Below are 22,997 nucleotides of genomic sequence, written 5' to 3' on the forward strand. Positions count from 1 at the left end.
GTGTTGCTTTTGTATACACTTTTTACACTAAACTTTAGTCAAAAATAAAATAATTTCCTTATTTGGATTACGAGACACAAAATATTTTTCGTCAAATACCTTGATGAACTTGACAAATGGTAGAAAATAGCACCGTACTGAGTCTCATTTCCTTCTGCATCATGGGTTAAATAGTAGGTGTCATCTGTCGGATGTTGCAGAACAGGGTAGTTAATTTTCGTTCCTTCCACCCGAATCCAAGCATAGGCATCTGAGTTTTTTTGAAACATTTGTTCAAGATTTTTACTCTGTATGCGTCGTTCTTCAGTCTTTTCCAAATCACCGATCCCGTACAGGAATAGGATTACAACACCCATAAGAAGTCCTAGTCCAAATAATTGTCTAAATCTTTTCACAATATCTCCTTTTCCATAATATTTTACCACAAGTTTATCGGTTAATGTGACTCTTTTGAAAAAAATTACAAATCTACAGACATATCATCAAGTAACAAATGATACTCAATGAAAATCAAAAGTAGCCTAGGAAACGAAGCCGAAGATAGAACTGGAGTTCATCAAGGCAAGTTGACAACGGATAATTTTGATTTTCGAAGACTATAAATAAAAAAATACAACACATTTAATGCATTGTATTTTAAGCACTATCTATATTTCCAGAAAATTAGCCACCGCTTCTTTTTTCCTAGGAATGGATAGCATACGATCACTAAGTCCACTCTGTAACAAGGGTGTACACTTCTTAATGTATTCCTTTTCTTTATTTCTTCTGACTCCCATCGCTTCTTCAAGCTCTAGAATTTCAAACATTAAGATAAGGTTTTGATCACGAAGGATTTCAGTGGTCATCCCTAAATACTCTGGGTATTTTCTTAACTGATATAAATGTTGTGCACATCTTATCAGCATAGAAAATGATTCACCGATATACAAGACACGCCGTTCACCACCAACTTTCTGAAGTGAAATTTGATATACTCCTCCCTTGATGGCTTTTATAACATCATTTTGAAAAAATTGTACCTGAAGATTCATCCCTACTCTTCCTTACTAATCGGTGCTAAGCTTGCCAAGACTTTCTTAAGTCCCATTTCTGGGAAATTGATTTTGAGTTCTTGATTGCTGCCTGAGCCTGATACTTCAAGGACTGTTCCGCGGCCCCATTTCTTGTGGACTGCGATGTCACCAACTGACCAGTTGGTGCCTGAGCCAGACGATTTGTTACTTGATGCGAAAGGCATACTGCCTCCGAGCTTGGCCGATGGTTGTACGGATGCTTTTCGGCTTTGCATGGCTTGTTGCAAACTCATGCCTTGCCCAAACTGTGTCGCTCTGCCATTGACATAAGAAGCCTTAAAGCTAGTATTGGCTGGACGAGCGAGCCCTTGGTAGTCAAGCAGATCACTGGAAATTTCTCGGATAAAGCGGCTTGGTTGGTTGTAGTTGGTGCGACCGAAAAGAAGTCGAGAATTGGCATTGGTCAGGTAGAGGGTCTGCTCAGCACGAGTGATGCCTACGTAAGCCAAACGACGTTCTTCTTCCAATTCGTCCTCTTCTTCTGCTGCACGACTGAGTGGGAAGACATTTTCCTCCATACCAATCAGGAATACGACTGGAAATTCCAGCCCCTTGGCCGCATGGAGAGTCATGAGGGTCACTTCTGAAGATTCTGTATCGCCATCATCTGTATCAGCAATCAGTGCCAAATCAAGCAGGAAGCGTGTCAACCGATCCAGACCTGTCTCTTCTTCCTCAGCATCCTTTTCATCAAAGTTTTTGGTAACAGAAAGGAATTCCTGGATGTTTTCAATGCGAGCATTGGCTTCCAGCGTATTTTGTGCTGCAAGGGCATCGATGTAGCCTGTTTGGTTCAATACTGCCTCGACTACTTGGGTAACCGTCAAGTTGTCTAATTGATTACGAAGATTATAGAGGAGATTGGCTAGGTCAAAGACTGCCTGTGCTGCCTTCCCTTTAATCGGCGACAACATAATATCCTGAGAGGCTTCTAGCAGGGACATGCTGTGGCTGGTCGCAAAATCACGGAGTTTGTCAACCGTACCAGGTCCAACGCCACGTTTCGGCTCATTAACAATGCGTTCATAGGAGATATTGTCCGATGGATTTGCGATGATATTCAAATAAGAAATCACATCTCGGATTTCCTTACGGCTGTAGAACTTGGTGCCTCCAACCATGGTATAGGGAATGTTGGATTTGAGCAGGGCTTCTTCAATGGTACGGGATTGGGCATTGGTCCGATAGAGAACTGCAAAATCCTTATAAGCCTTACCTTCTCGGTGCAACTGGTCAATCTGCCCTGCGACAAAAATCGCCTCGTCATTCTCATCTCTGGCACGATAGTAGGTAATCAAATCCCCTTGGGCATTCTGTGTCCAGAGTTTTTTAGGACGGCGATTGCGGTTGTTTTCGATGACCTCATTGGCAGCCTGCAAGACGTTCTTGGTCGAACGATAGTTTTCCTCCAAAAGGACAACCTTGCTCTCTGGATAATCCTTTTCAAAGTCCAGGATATTTTGCATATCCGCACCACGCCAACCATAGATAGACTGGTCCGCATCTCCGACCACGCAGATATTCTTGAAACGTGATGCCAGGAGCTTGACCAATTGGTACTGGGCATGGTTGGTATCCTGATACTCATCGACATGGATGTACTGGAATTTCTGCTGGTAATAGGTCAGGACCTCTGGATTTTGGTCAAAAAGGCGGAGCGTCAACATGATCAAATCATCAAAGTCAACGGCCTCTGACTGTCTGATTTCCTTTTGATAAGCCGTGTAGCATTTAGCAACAATCTGCGTGTATAGGTCGCCTGCCTGGGCTTTAAATGCCTTGTCATCAATCAAGTCGTTTTTGGCATTAGAAATGGTTCCCAAGATTGAGCGTTCACTCCACTTTTTCGGGTCTAGATTGAGATTTTTCAAAATCCGTTTCATGAGACTGCGTTGCTCACCTGGATCAACAATCGTAAAATTGCGATTATAACCAATATGGTCAGCATCTCGACGCAAAATCCGTACGCACATGGAGTGGAAGGTGGCTATCAAACAGTCTTGTGTAGCAGGATTGAGGGCGTAGGCCCGCTCCTTCATCTCACGCGCTGCTTTGTTGGTAAAGGTAATGGCTAGGATATTCCAAGGATTGACCATTTTTTCATCAATCAAATAGGCGATACGGTGGGTCAGAACTCGCGTCTTACCCGAACCAGCCCCTGCCATAATCAATAGCGGACCTTCCGTCGTCTGTACCGCTTCTGCCTGTCTGTCATTCATTCCGTTTAATAATGGGTTCATTTTCTCTTACTTTCTCTAAAAAATCATTCTCTCCATTATACCAAAAAATCATTTTTAGGGCAGGTGGTAAATTAGAAAGATCAACTAATCGTTGAGTGATGAATTTCCAAATTTGGAGGGTCATTAGTAGCAAGCGCCAAAAAAGCCCAGCCGAGGCCGGTGCTATTAAATATCTTTTATCAAATCAGGACTAACTTCATAAATGACTGGGGATGATTTCACTTTTGTCACCAAGCCCATTCCTTCAAGTGATTTCAGAATAGAGTCAACTTTCGTTCTTTTGTATTTTCCGCCAAATGCTTTGGTTAATTCCTTGTTGCTGACGCCAGTATGCAAAACATCAAAAAGCTTATCTTGGGAAAGTATAAACAACAATTCTTTTTGAGGTTCCGTCAGGTCTAGACCATCTATCAAGATCCACACTCTATCTAATTGTGACTTCAACTTGCCCAACTTAGTCTTCATGTTCTCTTGCGCGTTTAAAATGATTTCTAGCATGGTCCCTACAAACGGGGTCAAATCACCTCTATTTTTAGGGTGAGAAGTAATTGAGAAACCCTCCTCATACTTACTCTTATTTTGCAAAACAGACTCAGACAGAGACAACCCTGTTAAAAAATCTAATTTTCTAGACAGATAGGATGACATTAGGAAACGCCCCATTCTACCATTTCCATCATAGAAGGGATGTACATACTCAAAAAAATAGTGCGTAATAATTGATTTGATAATAAGAGGAATCTCCGGATTATTCATAAAAATGATTAACTTCGTTAAATCTTCATTAATCGAAAACTCCGAGGAATTCCCTTGGTGAACATAGGAATTTCCATCTCCGACATAAATCACTTTTTTTCTAAAAAGCTCTCCATCAGGCTTTTCATCTTCTGGCATCTCATCTAAAAATAATTGATCATAAATATTCCTAAATTTAGATAAAGAATCTATTTTCTCAAATTCATTTTTCAAAATAGAATTGTACATCGAAACGATTCCAGAAAACCTTTTATTTTTATCTAGAGAGTTATATGCCTCCTTTATTTCTTTACGAGTAGATTTGACTCCTTCCATATCATTGGTACTTTGGATTTCATCAATGATTTGCAAATAGAATAGCTTTTGCATCTGAACGCTTGATAAATCAAAATTAGAAAGAAGTTGGCTATTTTTATAAATCTTTTCAATATCCATGACATGGTTCGGAAGCAATACATAGAACAATTGGTGTTTATCTGCCAACCTTCTTTGTTCCCTCTTTGAAAAAGGGTTGATTGTCAATCCTGTTTTTATGGTAGCTAGACTATCAAAGCGTTTTTGATAGTCCGCTTCATAATTATCAAAATCAGAATAACTCACAATTTCTAGTCTTTTGTACATAAAAACACCTCTTTTGTTTTTGAATTTCTAAAATTTTACCATTTTTTAAAATTCAATTCAAGTTTTTTGATATTTTTAAATATAATTTCAATTTTTACTAAAAAAGCCCAGAGTTATCTCTGAGCTTTTCTTTTGTATTCAATTGATTATTCAGCACCCAAGGCAGCTACTGTGATGTAGTTGTAAGGTTTGTTGAAGTGTGGCAAGAAGAACAAGTCTGTCAAGGCCAATTTTTCGATTGTTACACCTTCTTGGATTGCCAATGAGAAGAGGTGGATACCTAATGAGATGTCTTCACGAGCAGCCATTTGCGCACCAAGGATACGACGTGAATCTTTATCGTAAACAATCTTGATTGTAACTGGGAAGTTGCCGTGCTCCATGAATTCTGGTTTTTGGTTGTCTGTTACTTCAGTAACAGCAGCGTTCAAACCAAGACGAGTAGCTTTTTCAAGTGTCAAACCAGTTGATACAAGGTTAAGACCGTAGATAGAGATACCGTTAGAACCTTGTACACCGATACCTTCAAGGTCAGTGCCACAGATGTTGTGAGCTGCTACGATACCAGTACGTACTGCGTTTGAAGCCAAAGCGATGTAGCTTGTGTCGCCAGTAGCGTTGTCGTAGATAGTTGCACAGTCACCGATAGCATAAACGCCTGGGATAGAAGTTTCTTGGCGTTTGTTTACAAGGAAGGCACCGTTACGGAAACGCTCGATTCCTTCACCTGCAAGCGCAGTGTTTGGACGGAAACCAACAGCCAAGATAACCATATCAACATCGTATTCGTTCTTGTCAGTGATGATTTTCTCAACTTTACCATTACCAGCAACCTCTTTAACAGTTTCGCCGAAGGCAAGTTTGATACCATGCTCTTCCAAGTTTTTAGCCATAAGGTCTGATAAGTCACGGTCATAGTACCCAGCTAAACATGTATCCACAACGTCAATAAGTACTACTTCTTTACCTTTACGTTGGAATGCTTCCGCAAGCTCAACACCGATGTAACCAGCACCAACAACTGCGACGCGGTTGATGTCTTTGTTTTTCAATTTTTCAATAACATCTGCTGAGTTTTGGTACAATTTAACGAATTGCAAGTTTTCAAGAGTTGCTTCAAATTCAAGAGAACCTTCTTTGATTTCAGCACCTTTGATTGGTGGCAAGATAGGTTGTGAACCAGTTGCGAAAAGAAGTTTTTCAAATGATTCAACATGTTCTTGACCATTTACAAGCGCTGTAACTGTTTTGGCATCATAGTCAATATTTGTAACAGGTGATTCCATGTATACTGTCGCGCCCAAGCTCTCCAACTCTTCTTTGTTTGAGTAGAAAAGTCCTTCAGGACCGCCAATTTGCTCACCGATCCACAAAGCCATACCACAACCCAAGAATGAAATATTTGAGTTTTGGTCAAATACAACGATTTCGTTTTCTTGACCATAATTTGTCAACATAGTTTTGATTGCGGCAGTACCAGCATGGTTAGCACCGACAACAACGATTTTAGCCATAATGTAAAATCTCACTTTCGAAAATATATTTTTTTACGAACTATATTATACAATACAAATGTTACCGATTTCAAAAAATATGCTCAGAATATCACATTTTTTTCAAAAAGTTTTTGAAATGCTATTTTCTTTAAACAATGTAAAGATATATAAAAGCAAAAAACCTAGATTTCTCTAGGTTTCTCTTAACGTACTTGTTCAAAACGCAGATGTACAATAATCTTATCGCCATAGCCGTTACGTTCCAAATCACGTTGCAAGCGATAGGAAATGTAATGCTCAGCAATAGAAATATACCCTGCATCTAAAAGACGGTGTTCAACTTGCGACTGAACCATGCTAATCGTTGGTCGCTCTGTATGAGCTTCTTCCAAGTCAAGCACTACTTTCTTTGTGACCTGTGCAAGATTTTTCCGCCAAGTTTCATCAATGACATAAACTGTCTGTGCAGCTTTAATGATGGCTTGGTAGATTTTATCTGGGTCAAATTCAACAATCTCTCCACTACGTTTAATGACTTGCATAAAAGCTCCTTTCTGGTTTTCAGTAAACCCTTTCATACTTACATTATCTAGGTTTTTATGCATTTTGTCAAGTATTCTTTTTCATAAATTTTGCCTTGGCTTATTTTCGCTGAAAGCCCTTTAGTATGATATAATGGACCTATTAAAATGAAATAAGGAGAAAATCATGACAAACGCAATGCCTAAACGTCAAGAAATTGATGTGCAATTAACTTGGGATACGGACATTCTATTTCCGACCCCTGATAACTACAAAGAAAATTTGGCAGCCTACGCTAAGCAAGTGACAGCTTTCGAATCGAATTACAAAGGGAAGCTAACTGATAAGGATACCATCGTTTCCGCCTTAACAGAATACGAAAAAATCGTTATTCTTGATAGCAGACTTTCCCACTATGCCTTCCTTCCTTTGGAAGTCGATAAGATGAATACTGAATTGGCGAGCCTGGCCAACGAATACGACCTTGTTTCTGCCAAGGCACGTCCTCAACGAGATTTCCTCTATTCAGAACTTGGTCAATTAGATGAAGCCTTTCTTCTTGAATTAAAAGAAGAACAACCACAATGGGCTGCTTTCTTCGATGCAATTTTACGAGACAAACCGCATCAACTCCATCCGCTACAAGAAGAACTTCTCTCAAACTTCGCCCCAACCTTTGGTCAGCCATATAATAACTACGGTGTGACCAAGTTTGAAGATATGACCTTTGGTAACTTCGAGGCAAATGGCGAAACACTCGGCAATAGCTATGTGCTCTTTGAAAATGATTATGAACTCAGCCATGATACCGAAATCCGTCGCAATTCAGCTGCTGGTTTCTATTCAACCTTGAAGAAATACAAGAATACAACTGCAGCAACTTATTTGTCTCATATCAAAAACGAGCAAATCGAAGCTCGTTTGCGTGGTTTTGACAATACGATTGACTTCCTCTTGCACAGTCAAAATGTCTCCCGCGACCTCTTCGACCGTCAGATTGATGTCATCATGAAGGAATTGGCTCCTCACATGCGTCGCTATGTGAAATTGGTTGCCAAGGCTCATGGTTTGGATAAAATCACTCATGCTGACTTGAAAATCAGTCTACCATCTGAATACAACCAACGCATTACTCCAGAAGAATCCAAACAATTCTTGATTGACTGCTTGGGCCTTCTTGGTGAAGATTATGTGAAAATGATTGAACAATCATTTGATGAGCGTTGGATTGACTTCGCTCAAAACGAAGGTAAGGCTACTGGTGGCTTCTGTGCTACTCTTTATGATGGACCATCTTACATCTTACTTTCATGGACAGGTTTGATGAACGAAGTCTTGGTATTGGCTCACGAATTGGGACATGCTGGTCATTTCCAATTAGCTAAGAAACAAAGCGTCCTCAGCTACGATCCATCCCTTTACTTCATCGAGGCACCTTCTACTGCTAATGAAGTCCTAACATGTAACACCCTTTTGAAAAACAACCAAGACCCTGGCTTCCAGGCTTACTTGATTAGCGAGTTGATTAGCCGTACTTACTTCCACAACATGGTGACTCACTTGCTTGAAGCAGCCTTCCAACGTGAAGTCTACACTCGTTTGGACAATGAAGAATACCTCAATGGTGATATTCTCTGCCAAATCAAGTTGGATGTCATCAAGGAATTCTGGGGTGAAGACTTTGAAATCGGTGACGATGCAGGTCTTATCTGGATGCGTCAACCGCACTACTACATTGGTTTGTATCCATATACCTACTCAGCTGGTTTGACCATCGGTACGGCTATGGCTAAGCAATTGGAAGAACATCCTGAAGAAGTTGTTGAAAAATGGTTGGAAACCTTGTCACTCGGTGCAAGTCTTTCTGCCCAAGACCTTGCTAAACACGCAGGTGTCGACGTTTCAACAGACCAACCACTCAAAGAAACCATCGCCTATGTTGGTTCATTGGTGGATAAATTGGAATCCTTAATCTAATAACTCTTAAAGGCTTGAACTTATAGGTTCAGGCCTTTTTGTCTGTTCTTTCTTGGTACCATTTTCCCACATAGGTCAATTCGTCCTGGCTTAGAAAATGTCCTTTGTCAAAACGAGCTAGGTTGGCTCTGGGAAAGGCTGACTCTTGCCAGTCATCTACAAGATTTTCAAGTGCGACTGGGTCGACATATGGGTCATTCTGCCCCAGTGTAAACAAAATCTCTGCTCTGCTATTTTGCATAGGAAACGCATAATCTAAAGCCGAAGGGTGGAGCAAGATATAATTGTCCGCCAGGTTTGACTGTTTGGTCAACAAGCCAATGATGAAGTTGGCACCATTTGAAAAGCCAACGAAGGTAATCTGTTGGTAGGGCTGAATGTCTAAGTCCTGCCAAAAATCCAGAAAAGCCGACAAGCGCTTTTCAAAGTCGACAAGTTCCAGCTGACCGTCAATCAGCGGAGCAAAGAAACGCCTGTCCCTACCCTAGCCCCAACTTCCATCCAAGGAAAGCACGGAGGCTTCTAGGTCCAGCTGTTGGCGGAGAAAAAGCATTGATTTCTTGTTGCCGCCAGTACCGTGGAAAAAGACCAAGAGACGGGGACTGGTCCCTTTGATAAAGCAATAATCCATACTTCATTTCTCCTAATAACGCTGGGAGAGATTTTTTTCGATTTCCTGTCTGTCCTCTTCAAAGAAACTTGGTTAGAACAGTTCAACATTATCTAGCAACTTATCTTGTCTTGGCATGGCAGCCTCTCTTTCGCCAGCCATGGTCGCGACCTCAAACATGAGATAATTGGGCGCTCGGAAGTACAGGGAATGCATGAAATCTCGATTGATAATCCCAGAATGTGGACAATTGATGAGATTTAAGCGACTAATCAGGTCTTCCAAGTCAGACTCATCTAAGACACCAAATGCAATATGATGAATGGCCCCGACTCCCATCACACTGATTGGCGACTCTTGGTCAAGAATCAAATAAAGTCGATGTTGGAAGGTGTTGTCAAAGAGTAGCGAAATCACCATCTTATCTTCAAAGACAAATCGGCTTTCCTCGACAAATCCAAAGGTTTCCGTCAGCAAACTTAGTAATGCCTTTTCTTCACGAATTCGCATGTGAAGACTGGCAATACCAAGAATGGCGTATTCCGACGAAATTTCATCTGTTTCATACGGAAACATTTCTCCAATTGAGTCATGATAGGTCAAGCCAAGCAACTGCCCATCTTCATCTTGGAAATTTAAAATATGTCCATTTCCAAAGGCCTGAATTCCTTCGTTTTCCACTTCAAACTCTGTCAATCTTTTCTGCCAAAATTCCAAGGCAGCATAATCTTTAACCAGAAAAACAGTTCGTTCCAAACGATTACTGCCTGATCGATGACTAGGATGACTGGGCATATCAAAAATGGTAAATTCCGTTCCATAGCGGCCTCCATTATCACCGAAAAAGAGATGATACATACTTGAATCTTCTTGATTGACAGTTTTCAATGTCAATTTTAATCCGAGAATATGATGATAAAAATGATAGGCTTGGTGAATATTTCCTACCAAGCTTGAAATGTGATGAATACCTGTATTGTTCATAAGATGACCTCGCTGATTATGATAGACCCATTTTATCACTAATTATTGATAAATTATAATCTTTTGCTCACGATTAACAGCCAAGTAAAAAAACTTCCCTAACCATTGCTGATTAGAGAAGGATATTTCTTAAAAAATGAGACCATAAAGGAGAGCCGCAAGCAAGCCTCCGATGATTGGACCAACTACTGGTACCCAAGCATAACTCCAATCCGAATCTCCCTTGTGCTTCAATGGAAGAATGGCATGCATGATACGAGGACCAAGGTCACGCGCAGGATTTAGGGCATATCCTGTTGGACCACCAAGAGAAACTCCGAGGGAAACAATCAAACCGCCGACGATTAAAGTGCCAAGACCTGTTGGAAAATCATACTGACCGAAAGCCAGTAATCCCAAGACCAAAACAAAGGTTCCGATTGCTTCGCTAATTGTATTGGAAACAAGGTTGCGGATGGCAGGACCAGTAGAGAAAGTTGCCAATACAGCACCAGTGTCTTCTGTTGCATCGTAGTGATCTTTGTACATGAGGTAGACCAAGATACTTCCGATAAAGGCTCCGAGGAATTGGGCAAGAATGTAAGGGACTACAGAAGCCCATGGGAGATTTCCTGCGAAAGCCATTGCAATTGATACCGCTGGGTTGAGGTGGGCAGGTCCCAATAAACCACTCACAAAAGCTGCCATGGCTACTGCCAGACCCCAACCAATTGTGATTACAATCCAACCAGCATCCTTGGCCTTACTCTTATCTAGTACTACTCCTGCTACCACACCATTACCTAGTAAGACTAGTAAGGCGGTTCCCAACACTTCACCGATTAATTCATTTGTCATCATGCACCTCTTTCTATTTTTCTTTCAAATAGGTCAAATCATTCTTAACAAGCGTATCAGCCAACAATTGTTCCTGTTGCGCAACTTCTTCTTCTGACCAAGCATAGTACGCTGCCATTTCTTTCAAAATGTCTGGTGCTACTGCATCCAACTGCTCACGCATAAAGAGCATGTAGTTGGTACGACGGAGAAGATAGTCAACTGCAGTCAAGGTCATTTCTTCCTTCATAGCATAGTGAAGGGAAAGCAAGTCACGCTTGTTCAAGTCAGAAACGGCTTCTACCTTATGGTTCAAGGCAAATACTTTTGGCGCATTTGAGCCGTACAAGTTTGCCAAGTAAAGTGCATCATCATAGACAAGACCTTTCTTCACACCTAGTTGAGCAAGATGTTCGATTTCTTCTGCTACGTTAGTTGGGTTCAATTCACCACCAGAGACTGGGTAAGTCTTAGAATTGATGAGTTTGAAGCTGCGGCCATGTTCTTCTTTGAGGATGTCTGCCACTTTTTCCAAGGCACCTTCTGCCATCTTACGGAAGTCTGTGATTTTACCACCTGCAAGGGTAAGCAAACCATTGTCATCACGATCAAGGGCAGAGCCACGTGATACAGCAGACGGATCCAAGTGTTTTTCAGAAACACTGCCTTCCAAATGTGTCAAATCGTGTTCCACATCGTCACGTGTCTTTTCATTGTTCAAATAGCCTTTGACGGTTTCAATCAAGCTATTAAAGCTGTCATCGCTGAGTTTTCCGTTATTTCCACCATTGTAGTCAGAAGCACCATTTCCAGACAAGAGGGGACGAAGACCTGCCCAACCGCTCTCGATATCATCCAGGGTCAAATTTGCTTCTGGGAAGCGATTGTTGACAATATCAAGCAGGTAGTCAACGTCTTCTTGAGTTACCATCGGATTCGCCAAATCGCCAGTGTAGTCTGTATCTGTCGTACCAAAGTAGGTTTTATTTTCACGTGGAAGGACAAAGACCATGCGACCATCTGCGTGACCAGTATCAAAATAAGTCGGCTGTGGCACAGACAAGCGAGAACTGTCTACCACCAAGTGCACACCCTTGGTTGGACGCATTTGAAGGACACCTGAGCCTTCGCCACCCAGATTACGGACTTCATCACTCCATGGTCCTGTTGTATTGATGACCAAACGCGCACGAATTTCAAAGGTGCTGTCTGTCAGCAAGTCACGAGCGACGATACCGACAACTTTTCCAGCCTCATCCTTGATAAATTTCTCAGCTTTGACGCGACTGGCAATCAAGGCACCGTCTTTAGCTGCACGTTTGATATTTTCAATAACCAAGCGAGCATCATTGTTGCGGAAGTCGAGGTAGACACCGCCACCAATCAAGCCTTCTTGCTTCAAGTTTGGTTCACGTTCCAGCACTTCCTCCTTGGTCAAGACCTTATTGGCCATATCGGTATTGTTGACTCCAGCCAAGAGGTCATAGAGATCCATAGCCACTTTCAAACGGAAAAGACTAAAGGTTGAACCTTCTTCATCATAGACTGGGAGCAACATTGGGTCTGGTTTGGGAATATGTGGAGCAATGTTTTGTACTACCGCACGTTCAGATACGGTATCCGATACCACTTCCACATCAAATTGTTTGAGGTAGCGAAGACCACCGTGGACCAATTTGGTTGAGCGACTTGAAGTCCCTTCTGCAAAGTCTTGCATTTCAATCAAGGCTGTTTCCATACCGCTTGCTGCTGCCTGCAAAGCCACACCAGCACCCGTAATACCACCCCCGATAATCAAGAGGTCAAGTTGACGATCCTGCATTCGCTCAATAGCTAAGCGTCTTGTTTCTTTTGAAAATTCCATACGATTCACTTCCTAACATTCTGATAGAATTGTTTAGCTATAAGAAAGAATCCTTTCCCCTAGCTAACAAGTCCTTTATTGCTCTTCATCCACTTCTGCAAATAGTTGAGTTGCTGCGACAGCTTTTTTCCATCCCTTATAAAGTTGTTCTTTACGAGCTTCGTTCATGGTTGGTTGGAAAGATTGCCCGACAGCGTTGAGTTCTTTCAATTCATCCAAATCTTTCCAGAAGCCAACTGCTAAACCTGCTAAGAATGCTGCTCCAAGGGCTGTAGTTTCAAGGTTTTGAGCGCGTGCGATTTCAATACCTAAAATATCTGCTTGGAATTGCATGAGGAGGCTGTTCATTGCTGCACCACCGTCAACCTTCAAGACAGAAATATCAATACCTGTATCCAATTGCATGGTATCAATAACATCACGAACTTGGTAGGCAATGGATTGAAGCGTTGCTTTGACGAAGTCTTCTTTTGTTGTACCACGAGTGAGACCAAAGACTGAGCCACGCGCATCTGAGTTCCAATACGGAGCTCCAAGTCCTGTAAAGGCTGGAACAACATAGACTTCATCATTGCTGGTAGACTTACGAGCAAGCTCTTCTGACTCAGGTGATGTAGTCACCATTCGCATGCTGTCACGGAGCCATTGAACCGCCGAACCAGCGATAAAGATAGATCCTTCAAGCGCATAATAGACTTTGCCGCCGATACCATAGCCAATTGTTGTGAGAAGGTTGTTCTGTGACAACTGCATCTCTTCACCTGTATTCATCACGATGAAGGAACCAGTTCCGTAAGTATTTTTCACCATACCTGGCTCAAATGCCAATTGTCCAAATAGAGCTGCCTGTTGGTCACCTGCCATACCTGAGATTGGCACTTCTGCGCCATAGAAATGGAATGGAGCTGTCTTTCCATAAACTTCAGAGTTTGAACGCACTTCTGGCAACATGGCTTTTGGAATATTGAGAAGAGATAAAATTTCATCATCCCATTTCAACTCTTCAATGTTGTAGAGCATGGTACGAGCTGCGTTTGAATAATCCGTCACATGGCATTTCCCATCGGTCAATTTCCATACCAACCAAGTATCAATGGTTCCAAACAGAATCTCACCTTTTTCAGCACGTTCCTGCGCTCCAGGAACTTGGTCCAAAATCCAACGAACTTTGGTTGCTGAGAAGTAGGCGTCGACTACAAGTCCAGTCTTTTTATGAATCATGTCTGCGTGACCATCCGCTTTCAGCTGGTCAGCAATATGAGCTGTTTGACGAGATTGCCAGACAACGGCATTGTAAATCGGAAGACCTGTTTCCTTATCCCAGACAACGGTTGTTTCACGCTGGTTAGTAATACCAATTCCTTCAATCTGATCAGGACGAACACCACTTTCGATAAAGGACCCTGCAATCACAGACTGAACAGAATTCCAAATTTCATTGGCGTTGTGTTCAACCCAACCTGGTTTAGGAAAAATTTGCGTAAACTCTTTTTGGTAACTGCCAACTTTTTCACCTTTTTTATTGAAGATAATGGCACGTGAACTTGTAGTTCCTTGGTCAATGGCCATGATGTATTTTTCAGTAGACATAGGTCTCCCTCCTGTTTGTTTATCTTTTTTGAAAACGCTTCCGTTTTCTTGGTAATTCTATTCTAACCCATTCTTGTGAATTTTTCCTATCATTTTTTTCAAAAAAATAAAAAAATCTGATAAGCAGTGGCTAGAAAGATGATTCTATCAACTGTTATCAGAATTTATAAAATAAATTTTTCAAGGTTAAATGCACTTACATTTTTCACAAAGACTATCTGACATTGTCTAGCGATGCTCGATAGGAAAAGAAGTTTTGGTCGCCATAATCTCTGATTGACAGGACTTTTGATGGTATATCTCCTGTATCCATGCCTTTAATTGTACAATGTCTTGGATTTTCAATCGATTTCCTAGGCAATAAATTGGAAGGCTTGTATTTTCGAGGTAATCTGTAATGATCAAATCATAGTCATACCCTGCTTGATAGGGCTCAATAAGAACCTGACGATTGCCTTCTAACTTCTCCCTTAGTTGCAACAAGAGAGGATAGGATAGAACCTCGTGTAGGGAAGAAGCAAAAGCAACCTTGACCTGTATAGGCTGGACCTGACCAAAATAAATATACAAATCCGCAATATTTGTCAGATAAGAGTTCCTTATTTCTTTATTGACTTTTCTATGAAAAACTGATTTATAGACGTCTTTTAGCAAGTCTTCTGCTTCTGGATAAAAACTAGAAGCTTCTACTTCTTCCAGTTCAACGGAAGAATAAAAGAAGTATAGCTGGCTCATAATTTGGTTCAAATGATAGAGCGCTTCTTCTGAGACTGGTAAATTTTCCTCAAAATATAACCGTAATTTCTGAAGAGCCAAAGAGGTAGCTTCCATAATCGGCCCACCGAAACCAAGAACCTGCTCTAATTGATGCGGCGCTAAAATGAAATGGCTAAACAGGAAAGCAAACAACGCCATAATCTCCCCTTCTTGGAAAGAGGTGGATTGTTGCTGACTTAGTGTAAAATACATCTTTCTCAAACGTCGGTAAAACTTATGTTCTTGATAGGGTTCCATCAATTTGTAAAGGGGCTTAAAATCTAGCTGTCGCAATCGAGATCGTTGCTGTGAAATCATTAACCACAATAAAAGACGATGGGCTTGCTTGGGATTGAGCGGCGATTGATAGAAGCGTTCGAAAACCGGCAATAAGGCCTCTATTTTCCTAAGCACAAACTCTTCTTGTAATTCCGCTCTCCTAGTAGTCAAACTCAACATTTGATGTAAAAAGTACCGTATTTGAAGCTCACTACCTTTTAGACGACCGCTTTTGATTCCAATACCAAATTCTGCCAATATCTGGTTCAAAGAGGCAAGATGGCGATTCAGAGTCGCTTCGCTTATCAGCAATTCTTGAGCCAGCTGTTGAATAGAGACCTCTTCCTTATCAGATAAATAAACAATAATTTGATATTTGGTACTGGTTTGACAGAGATAGGCTAGGATACGATGAAGACTCAAACTGGCCTTTTTCTTCAAAAAGACCTTTTCATCTTCGAGTTGAAAAGAAAGTCCCAAGTCGGCTGCTTCTGCTTCTTCATTGAAAGATACAATATAGCGAAGAAGAGTTGATTTTGACAATTCTAAATAGTAACAAATATCCTTTAGTGATGGTGCCTCTTTCCTATCTTCTAAGTAGAGGAGAAGCTGATAAATGGCGCGCTCACGCTTTTCCAATAAGGAATCAATCCGCATAGACACCCTCCCCATCAACCTGATAAAATTGCCGAATATACTCTTGAGCGGCCTCTACGATGAAGGGGACCAGAGGAGTATTTCCAGGAAGACAGAGCCAAGAATGTTCTACCAAGTCAAAGACGGTCAAATCCTTTGCAATCGCAAGAGACAGTACATCCATCTGCTCAATATAATCTGCAGTAGAAACGAGTTGTCCCCCTATGATGCGTCCACTCGTTTCTTCGACAATCAGCTTGAAATCTACTAAAGTTGGTTCCCACTGGCTATATGGTCTTCTAATCCGAATTGATTTACTCTCCAACCACAAGCTCGCCTCGCTCTCGGTCAAGCCAAGGCTAGTTATATAATAACCAAATACATGACTAGAAACAATCCGCTGGGCTCTCTTAATAGGAGCAATCCTCTTTTGCAAATTTCGAGCAGCCATCCTCCCTGTCATAATCGCATGATGAATCATCGGAAGATATGCCTGTCCAAAATAATCTACTGGGAGACTAACCAAATCACCTACAGCAAAAATATTCTCTTGGCTTGTTTCAAGAAACTCATCCACCCATACAGTCCCTTCTGCAGTCATTTTTAGCCTATCTTTCACTAGCTGAATATTGGGCGTCAAATTGGTGGATGGTAAGACTAAATCAGCTTGATAGTTACCTGTGACTGTATGACAAACCAGCTGTTCTTCCTGAGTATCAATCGTTATCTGATTGACTGTTTCGGATAAATGAAGTTGGATTCCTCGTTTTTCTATCTCTCGACGAATCGGTGCAATCATATCCTCATCAACGTACTTTGCAAGGAGTGAATCTTGCGCCTCAAACACATGCAAATTCAAATCCAACTGGCTAAGTGCATCCAAGCTTTCCAAACCAATCTGTCCTGCCCCGATCACTGCAACTGTTTTTGCATCTGTCAATTTCTCTAGACTAGCTTGTGCTTGAGATAGCGTTTTTGAACGAATTAGATAGTCCTGAAGTTCTTCCGTTCCCCATTCCCATGTCTGACTAGCTCCCATAGCCAATATTAGTCGGTCATAAATAATATCACCTATATCTTGATGATGCCGTATCTTTACCTTTCGCATTTCAGGATAAACTGCGAGACATTCTGTTTCAAAAAGACAAGAAATAGCTGCATGCTGCACCTCACTGAACAAAGAAATCTTCGCATCTTCCCAACCAGAAATTTTTCCTGCCACTTTCCAATTCAAGGTATTTGGAAAGTAAGCCACATCTTTTTCTCTATCAATTAGTGTTATCTGAGCATTTTGATACAATTTTCGACATTCCAAAGCTGCGCTTAAACCAGCAAAGGAGGCGCCTATAATAACAATATTCATGCTTAATCCTTTTATCGTTTTTAGTTATTATATCAAGAATGCCAAAAAATTGAAAAGGCTCGCAACTGGAAAAGCACACCAGATAACTGATGTGCTTGTGTAAACTTAAATAAAACGACGAAGATGACAAGAAGCTCCACTTGGTTAATCGTTTTCCAAATTCCTCACTCTTTATGCTCTAACTCACGTAAAAATACTTCGCTTTTTTATTTTCAAGCTCAGTTCTTCTGTGGTCACTTTCGTATTTCTTGGTGACCTGCTGAAACAGTTCCCTGACTGTTTTAATAATCTGGTCGTACGACTCCTGTTACGGTCGCTTTAGTTGCTTCGTAGTCGCCGTCAACGACTACTTTGATAATGCGTTTGGCATCTTCTTCTGGGCATGGAACCAACGGCAAGCGGAGTGGACCAACTTCAAATCCAAGATAGTTGAGAACTGCCTTAACTGGTGCAGGACTTGGGTAGGAGAAGAGGGCATTGACTTTCGGAATGAACCTGCGTTGAATAGCTGCTGCTGTTCGAATATCTTGTTGTTCGATGGCTGTAAACATTTCATACATCTCATCACCATTCGTGTGAGATGCAACAGAAATCACACCATCTGCTCCCAAGTTCATTGCATGGAAAGCATCGCCATCCTCACCTGTATAAATCAAGAAGTCGTCAGGTCTATGCTCAATAAGGTAAGCCATGTTGGCAAGGCTTGTACACTCTTTAACACCGATGATGTTTGGATGCTCAGCCAAACGTAACATTGTTTCTGGTGTCATTTCAACCACGACACGACCTGGGATATTGTAGATAATGATTGGCAAATCAGAGGCATCCGCAATAGCCTTGAAGTGCTGATACATTCCCTCTTGAGAGGGTTTGTTGTAGTAAGGCACAATGGCAAGACCTGCCGCAAAGCCGCCGAATGCTGCGACTTCCTTAGCAAACTCAATCGAGTCGCGCGTATCGTTTGTACCAATACCTGCAATCAAGGGAACACGACCGTTGACAATCTTTTGCACAGCACCAAATAGTTCCAGTTCTTCCTCATGTGTCAGGGTTGGACTTTCGGCAGTTGTTCCTGCTAATAAAATCCCTTCTGTGTGATGGGACAACAGATGCTCAATCAATTCGGGTAAAACTTCAAAATTAATCGAGCCATCTTCTTTGAAAGGGGTAATCATTGCTGTAATAATTTTTACATCACGTAAATCTTGAATAGACATAGGCTTCCTCTCTTACTGATTGTTGCTAAAAAAGGCTGAGTGCAGCCTTTTGTGTACTTTGGATTAATGAAATTATTTCAATTCAAATTTCAAGTCTGCCGTTGGACGAACTAGACCACGCTCATGAAGGGTTTCAGCGATTTGAACAGAGTTCCATGCAGCACCTTTGAGCAAGTTGTCAGAAACAACCCACATGTGAATACCGTTTTCCTTATCCAAATCTTTACGGATACGACCAACAAAGGTATCACGGCTACCAACAGCATTAATGGCTTGCGGATATACTTGGTTTGCCACATCATCTTCCAAAACAGCACCTGGGAAGGCTGCAATGGCTGCTTTTACCTCATCAATCGGAGCAATTTCTTTAGTTTCAATGTAAACAGACTCAGAGTGAGCTGACAAGACTGGAATACGGACGCAGGTTGCAGAAACAGCAATACTGTCATCTTCCATGATTTTCTTAGTCTCTTTTGTCATCTTCATCTCTTCATAAGTGTAGTCATTTTCAGTGAAGAGGTCGATTTGCGGAATCGCATTGAAACCAATTGGGTAGTGCTTCTTATCGCCTCCAGAAGGAAGAATGTTTGCTTCTACAGCTTTTGGCTCAACACCATCATTCAAGACTGCACGCAATTGAGCTTGCGTTTCCAAGATAGCTCCCATACCAGCTCCAGAAACTGCCTGATAAGTAGATACGATGATCCGCTCCAAGCCCCATTTCTGACGAACAGGCTCCAAGGCAACCATCATTTGAATGGTTGAGCAGTTTGGACATGCAATGATACCATTGTGGGCATCCAGTGCGTGAGCATTTACCTCAGGAACAACCAACGGAACATCTGGATTTTGACGGAAGTAAGAGGTATTGTCAACTACTACAGCTCCTGCTTTTACAGCGTAAGGAGCATACTTGGCAGATGTAGAGCCACCAGCTGAGAAGAGGGCAATATCCACTCCTTCAAAGGCTGTTTCTGTTGTTTCTTCAATGACAATATCCTGTCCCTTGAACTGCAAGGTCTTGCCTGCTGAACGGGCAGAAGCAAGGAAACGCACTTTCTTGATTGGAAGTGTTGACTCTTCCAACATTTTAATCATTTGGGCACCGACTGCACCAGTGGCACCAACAACAGCTACTACATAGGCCATAGAAATCTCCTTTAAGTCAATTCTTCAAAATTTTCTAAATATTTTATATTTAACAATTATATCATAATTTTTTCAAATGAAAAGCCCTGAGAAAGAATTTCCCAAGGCAATTACTTCGAACCTCTATTCACAAGTTTAGATGGACATACTCAACTGTTAATGCTATTCTTATTTATCTAATGAGCGAACATAGTAGTCAACAGCCATCAGAGCTTCTGCTACATCTTCTGCTGAAATAGCAAATGGCATACCGTGAATTGTTTCTCCTTCAATCGTCGCTTGTTGGCCGACTTTCAATAGATCTTCATAACTAGCATCAGCCAAATGTAACTCCTCCAAAGTTGTTGGAAGATTCAAGGCTTGATAGAAACGGATGTATTTTTCCAATTCTTCTTTCGGACGGTTTTCCAAGAAGAGCTGGGTCAAGGTCCCATAAGCCACTTTTTCACCATGTGTCAAATGGTGAATGTCTCCCTCCAAGGCGGTAAATCCATTGTGTATCGCATGCGCCGCAGCCAAACCTGCACTTTCAAAGCCTAAACCACTTAGCAAGGTATTTGCTTCAACAATATTTTCTAAAGCAGATGTCACAACCTTGGCTTCACAGCTGGCCATGGCTTGAAGTCCGTATTCAAAGAGTGTTTGTTCACAGGCTTGTGCAATAGCGATACCAGCAAGTGTCTGACCTCCTCCTGCCATTGTTGTTCCATTGCTTTGTAAAATAGCACGTGCTTCTACCCACGTCGCCAAGCCATCCGCAATACCAGAAGCCAAAAGACGTGGCGGTGCTTGACAAATAATCGCTGTATCTACCAAGACAAGATCTGGATTTTTCTTATAGAAAATATAGCGTTCAAACGCCCCTTCTTCAGAATAAATGACAGATAAAGCAGATGTCGGAGCATCTGTTGAAGCAATAGTTGGAGCAATGACGACTGGCACTCCTAGTAAATCAGCAATCGCCTTGGCTGAGTCAATCGTCTTGCCACCACCTAGGCCGATTACGACATCACTAGCCTGTTCTTTTCCGATTTCTACGACACGCTGGATTTCCGTGTCAGATGCTTCTCCATTAAAGGCAACACGATGGACTTGCATCCCTTCTTCAACGAGATAGGACAAAAACTTCTCACCGACAATACCATATACTAAATCATCACAAAGAATCAAAGGCTTTGTTCCCAATTTTCCGATAGCTTCTGCACCTTGGAAAAGGACATGTTTACCTTGAATATAGCGAGATGGACTTGCAAATACTTTCATAAGAATTCCTCCTTGAAATAATAGATAGTGTTATATTGAGTAATAAACGACAGTTAGCATTGCCGAAAGCAAGAGGTATGAGCCCGCATTTTAAATATTGCCATTGTACAGCGATGCCTACTAGCAACGTGTCGAGCAATCTTCTCCCATCTCTAGTGCAATTTCCTTGAAAACTGCCTCCAGCGACGATAGATTGCTAGAGTTGGCAGACAAAAGCAACTGTTGACACCACTTCAGCCTGGCTTGAAATTCTTCTGATTCCTGAGTCAAATAGATCAAAAGCAAATAGAGGACAAGATTTCGTTTCAATGGCTCATCCACTAAGTCCTCTCTTCTTTCGCTGAACTTTGATTCTATTTGTTGAATCACGTCCCAAGCATCACTAGGTAGGTCTAATGTCACACAAGTAGAAAGAACTTCTAAGACATCTTGTACTTCTTTTGATAATATCCGGGCTTCAAAATCCTCTATAGCTTGAAGGCCACTGTTAAATAAAACGCTTTCAAAACCTCTGATAAGAATATCATCTACCAAACTGACCAGATGATTTCTTTTTACTTCTTTTATAGCTGCTAGATAAAGAAGAGTATTGACCACTCCATTCATCAACTCCAAGGTAGGTTGTGTCAATAATTGGTCCCTATCCGCTATAATTAGCTGGATGGATTCATTAAACAATGGTCGCTCTCTTTTCTTATTTTCCACCGATAGCCGAGGTTGAGGGGTAAACGGTGAAGTCGGTATAAGAACGGCTGGCAAGTCTAGTAAATCCGCAACAGCCTTTGTACAAGCTACCACAGAACTATTACCAATGCCAATAATATGGTCTGCACAATGTCGGAAACCAACTTCCCCACATTCTTCCACCAAGTTCTGGTCCCACTCCTCCAGATAGGTTATTTTAACAATGAGTCCGTGACAAGTTAAGACTTTCACAAAGTTTTCTATAGTCGTATTATACTCCTGTTTTGCACATAAAACAAGGGGGCGATGACCTATTTTCAAAATGTCAATCGCACAAGTATCTAAAAGATGATTTCCTTGGATAGTGCGTGAAAGACCTGAGAATTGTTTCATAGTGCCCCCTTATTTTTTAATATAGAACTGTTTAGATAGTATATCTTCCATGAATGGCAGACCAATCATCTGCAAAATCATTTACCGCCTTTTCAATGGATGGCATAGAAAAAGCTGCTTCAAATACATCTGCACCTGCCGTAATAGCCTGCGCCCCATTTGCAAACGCTTGGTTCACTTGATCCACATTTTTGAATGACGCCGCTAAAATTTTACTTTCCGAACACTCCCTGTCAATCGCTTCTGATAACTGAGCGATGACCGCATTCGAATCAATATTCAGATTGGCCATGCGATTGTAGTACGGTGCCAAGTAATCTGCACCCGCTTCAATAGCTAACAAGCCCTGAAAAACGGTATAAATCGCTGTTGCTGTAATCTGATAGCCTTGCGCTTTCAATGTTTTCATAGCAGCCAAACCAGCAGGCGTTACCGGAACCTTAATATAGACATTTTCCGGTGCCAATTCACGAATTTTTTTAGCGTCTGCCAAAATCCCTTCATAATCCTTTGCCACAACTTGCACATGTAGTGAAGCATTTGGACCGATGATGTCACGGATAAGGTGCAAACGTTCAAAAAAGTCAATGTCACCTTCTTTCTTCGCAATCGTTGGGTTTGAGGTCACCCCCGCAAGGGGTAAAATCTCAGCCCATTTTCGTATTTCCTCTATATTTAAGGTGTCCAGCATGAATTCCATAATAA

At 41.5% G+C, this 22,997-nt stretch carries 20 protein-coding genes; 1 reads left to right on the plus strand and 19 read right to left on the minus strand.

Going from position 1 to position 22,997, the window contains the following annotated elements:
- Positions 1-38 precede the first annotated feature (38 nt).
- From K5Q29_RS10780 to K5Q29_RS08560, 6 genes are all read right to left on the minus strand, one after another.
- A complete protein-coding gene (locus K5Q29_RS10780) occupies positions 39-395 on the minus strand; it encodes a hypothetical protein (RefSeq protein WP_313770364.1) in 357 nt (118 codons plus the stop codon).
- A 252-nt stretch (positions 396-647) separates the two neighbouring features.
- Positions 648-1,034, minus strand: coding sequence for a hypothetical protein (locus K5Q29_RS08540; protein WP_105139610.1), 387 nt, complete (start codon positions 1,032-1,034; stop codon positions 648-650).
- Between the two features lie 2 nt (positions 1,035-1,036).
- Positions 1,037-3,316: a DNA helicase PcrA gene (pcrA, locus tag K5Q29_RS08545; protein WP_105139609.1), complete on the minus strand. Its 2,280-nt coding sequence runs from the start codon at positions 3,314-3,316 to the stop codon at positions 1,037-1,039.
- Between the two features lie 165 nt (positions 3,317-3,481).
- Positions 3,482-4,693, minus strand: coding sequence for a Fic family protein (locus K5Q29_RS08550; RefSeq protein WP_105139608.1), 1,212 nt, complete (start codon positions 4,691-4,693; stop codon positions 3,482-3,484).
- 146 nt (positions 4,694-4,839) lie between these two features.
- Complete coding sequence (gene nox, locus K5Q29_RS08555; RefSeq protein WP_012775051.1) at positions 4,840-6,207, minus strand: H2O-forming NADH oxidase; 1,368 nt, start codon at positions 6,205-6,207, stop codon at positions 4,840-4,842.
- 185 nt (positions 6,208-6,392) lie between these two features.
- Positions 6,393-6,731, minus strand: coding sequence for an ATP cone domain-containing protein (locus K5Q29_RS08560; protein WP_002935455.1), 339 nt, complete (start codon positions 6,729-6,731; stop codon positions 6,393-6,395).
- A gap of 166 nt (positions 6,732-6,897) precedes the next feature.
- Between K5Q29_RS08560 and pepF the strand changes: the two genes are divergently transcribed.
- The gene (pepF, locus tag K5Q29_RS08565) at positions 6,898-8,688 is read left to right on the plus strand and encodes an oligoendopeptidase F (protein ID WP_105139607.1); all 1,791 of its coding nucleotides are present in this window, start codon (positions 6,898-6,900) and stop codon (positions 8,686-8,688) included.
- 28 nt (positions 8,689-8,716) lie between these two features.
- On the opposite strand, the gene K5Q29_RS08570 is transcribed toward pepF, so the two are convergent.
- The 13 genes from K5Q29_RS08570 to K5Q29_RS08630 all read right to left on the minus strand — a co-directional run bounded on the left by K5Q29_RS08570 (position 8,717) and on the right by K5Q29_RS08630 (position 22,992).
- A complete protein-coding gene (locus tag K5Q29_RS08570) occupies positions 8,717-9,103 on the minus strand; it encodes an alpha/beta hydrolase (protein ID WP_239515225.1) in 387 nt (128 codons plus the stop codon).
- A gap of 69 nt (positions 9,104-9,172) precedes the next feature.
- Positions 9,173-9,319 (minus strand): hypothetical protein, encoded by a 147-nt coding sequence (locus K5Q29_RS08575; protein WP_172699690.1) that lies wholly within the window; start codon positions 9,317-9,319, stop codon positions 9,173-9,175.
- 72 nt (positions 9,320-9,391) lie between these two features.
- The gene (locus K5Q29_RS08580) at positions 9,392-10,282 is read right to left on the minus strand and encodes a VOC family protein (RefSeq protein ID WP_105139605.1); all 891 of its coding nucleotides are present in this window, start codon (positions 10,280-10,282) and stop codon (positions 9,392-9,394) included.
- Positions 10,283-10,411: 129 nt separating this feature from the next.
- Positions 10,412-11,119: an MIP/aquaporin family protein gene (locus K5Q29_RS08585; RefSeq protein ID WP_024407584.1), complete on the minus strand. Its 708-nt coding sequence runs from the start codon at positions 11,117-11,119 to the stop codon at positions 10,412-10,414.
- A gap of 13 nt (positions 11,120-11,132) precedes the next feature.
- Positions 11,133-12,962 (minus strand): type 1 glycerol-3-phosphate oxidase, encoded by a 1,830-nt coding sequence (gene glpO / locus K5Q29_RS08590; RefSeq protein WP_105139604.1) that lies wholly within the window; start codon positions 12,960-12,962, stop codon positions 11,133-11,135.
- Between the two features lie 75 nt (positions 12,963-13,037).
- A complete protein-coding gene (gene glpK / locus K5Q29_RS08595; RefSeq protein WP_044759663.1) occupies positions 13,038-14,552 on the minus strand; it encodes a glycerol kinase GlpK in 1,515 nt (504 codons plus the stop codon).
- A 228-nt stretch (positions 14,553-14,780) separates the two neighbouring features.
- The gene (locus K5Q29_RS08600; protein ID WP_105139603.1) at positions 14,781-16,244 is read right to left on the minus strand and encodes a helix-turn-helix domain-containing protein; all 1,464 of its coding nucleotides are present in this window, start codon (positions 16,242-16,244) and stop codon (positions 14,781-14,783) included.
- Entirely contained in the window at positions 16,234-17,586 is a 1,353-nt protein-coding gene (locus K5Q29_RS08605) for an FAD-dependent oxidoreductase (protein ID WP_105139602.1), read from the minus strand. Before K5Q29_RS08605 ends, K5Q29_RS08600 begins: the two co-directional genes overlap by 11 nt.
- A 281-nt stretch (positions 17,587-17,867) precedes the next feature.
- Entirely contained in the window at positions 17,868-18,803 is a 936-nt protein-coding gene (gene dapA, locus K5Q29_RS08610; RefSeq protein ID WP_044759666.1) for a 4-hydroxy-tetrahydrodipicolinate synthase, read from the minus strand.
- A gap of 72 nt (positions 18,804-18,875) precedes the next feature.
- A complete protein-coding gene (locus K5Q29_RS08615) occupies positions 18,876-19,952 on the minus strand; it encodes an aspartate-semialdehyde dehydrogenase (RefSeq protein WP_105139601.1) in 1,077 nt (358 codons plus the stop codon).
- 168 nt (positions 19,953-20,120) lie between these two features.
- Positions 20,121-21,215, minus strand: coding sequence for a glycerol dehydrogenase (locus K5Q29_RS08620; RefSeq protein WP_105139600.1), 1,095 nt, complete (start codon positions 21,213-21,215; stop codon positions 20,121-20,123).
- Between the two features lie 120 nt (positions 21,216-21,335).
- Positions 21,336-22,292, minus strand: coding sequence for an iron-containing alcohol dehydrogenase (locus K5Q29_RS08625; protein WP_205032678.1), 957 nt, complete (start codon positions 22,290-22,292; stop codon positions 21,336-21,338).
- A gap of 31 nt (positions 22,293-22,323) precedes the next feature.
- Positions 22,324-22,992, minus strand: coding sequence for a fructose-6-phosphate aldolase (locus tag K5Q29_RS08630; RefSeq protein ID WP_105139598.1), 669 nt, complete (start codon positions 22,990-22,992; stop codon positions 22,324-22,326).
- Between the last annotated feature and the right edge of the window lie 5 nt (positions 22,993-22,997).

The sequence above is a fragment of the Streptococcus sp. 2018037 genome (assembly GCF_019754195.1).
In the GTDB taxonomy this organism is placed as follows: domain Bacteria; phylum Bacillota; class Bacilli; order Lactobacillales; family Streptococcaceae; genus Streptococcus; species Streptococcus hashimotonensis.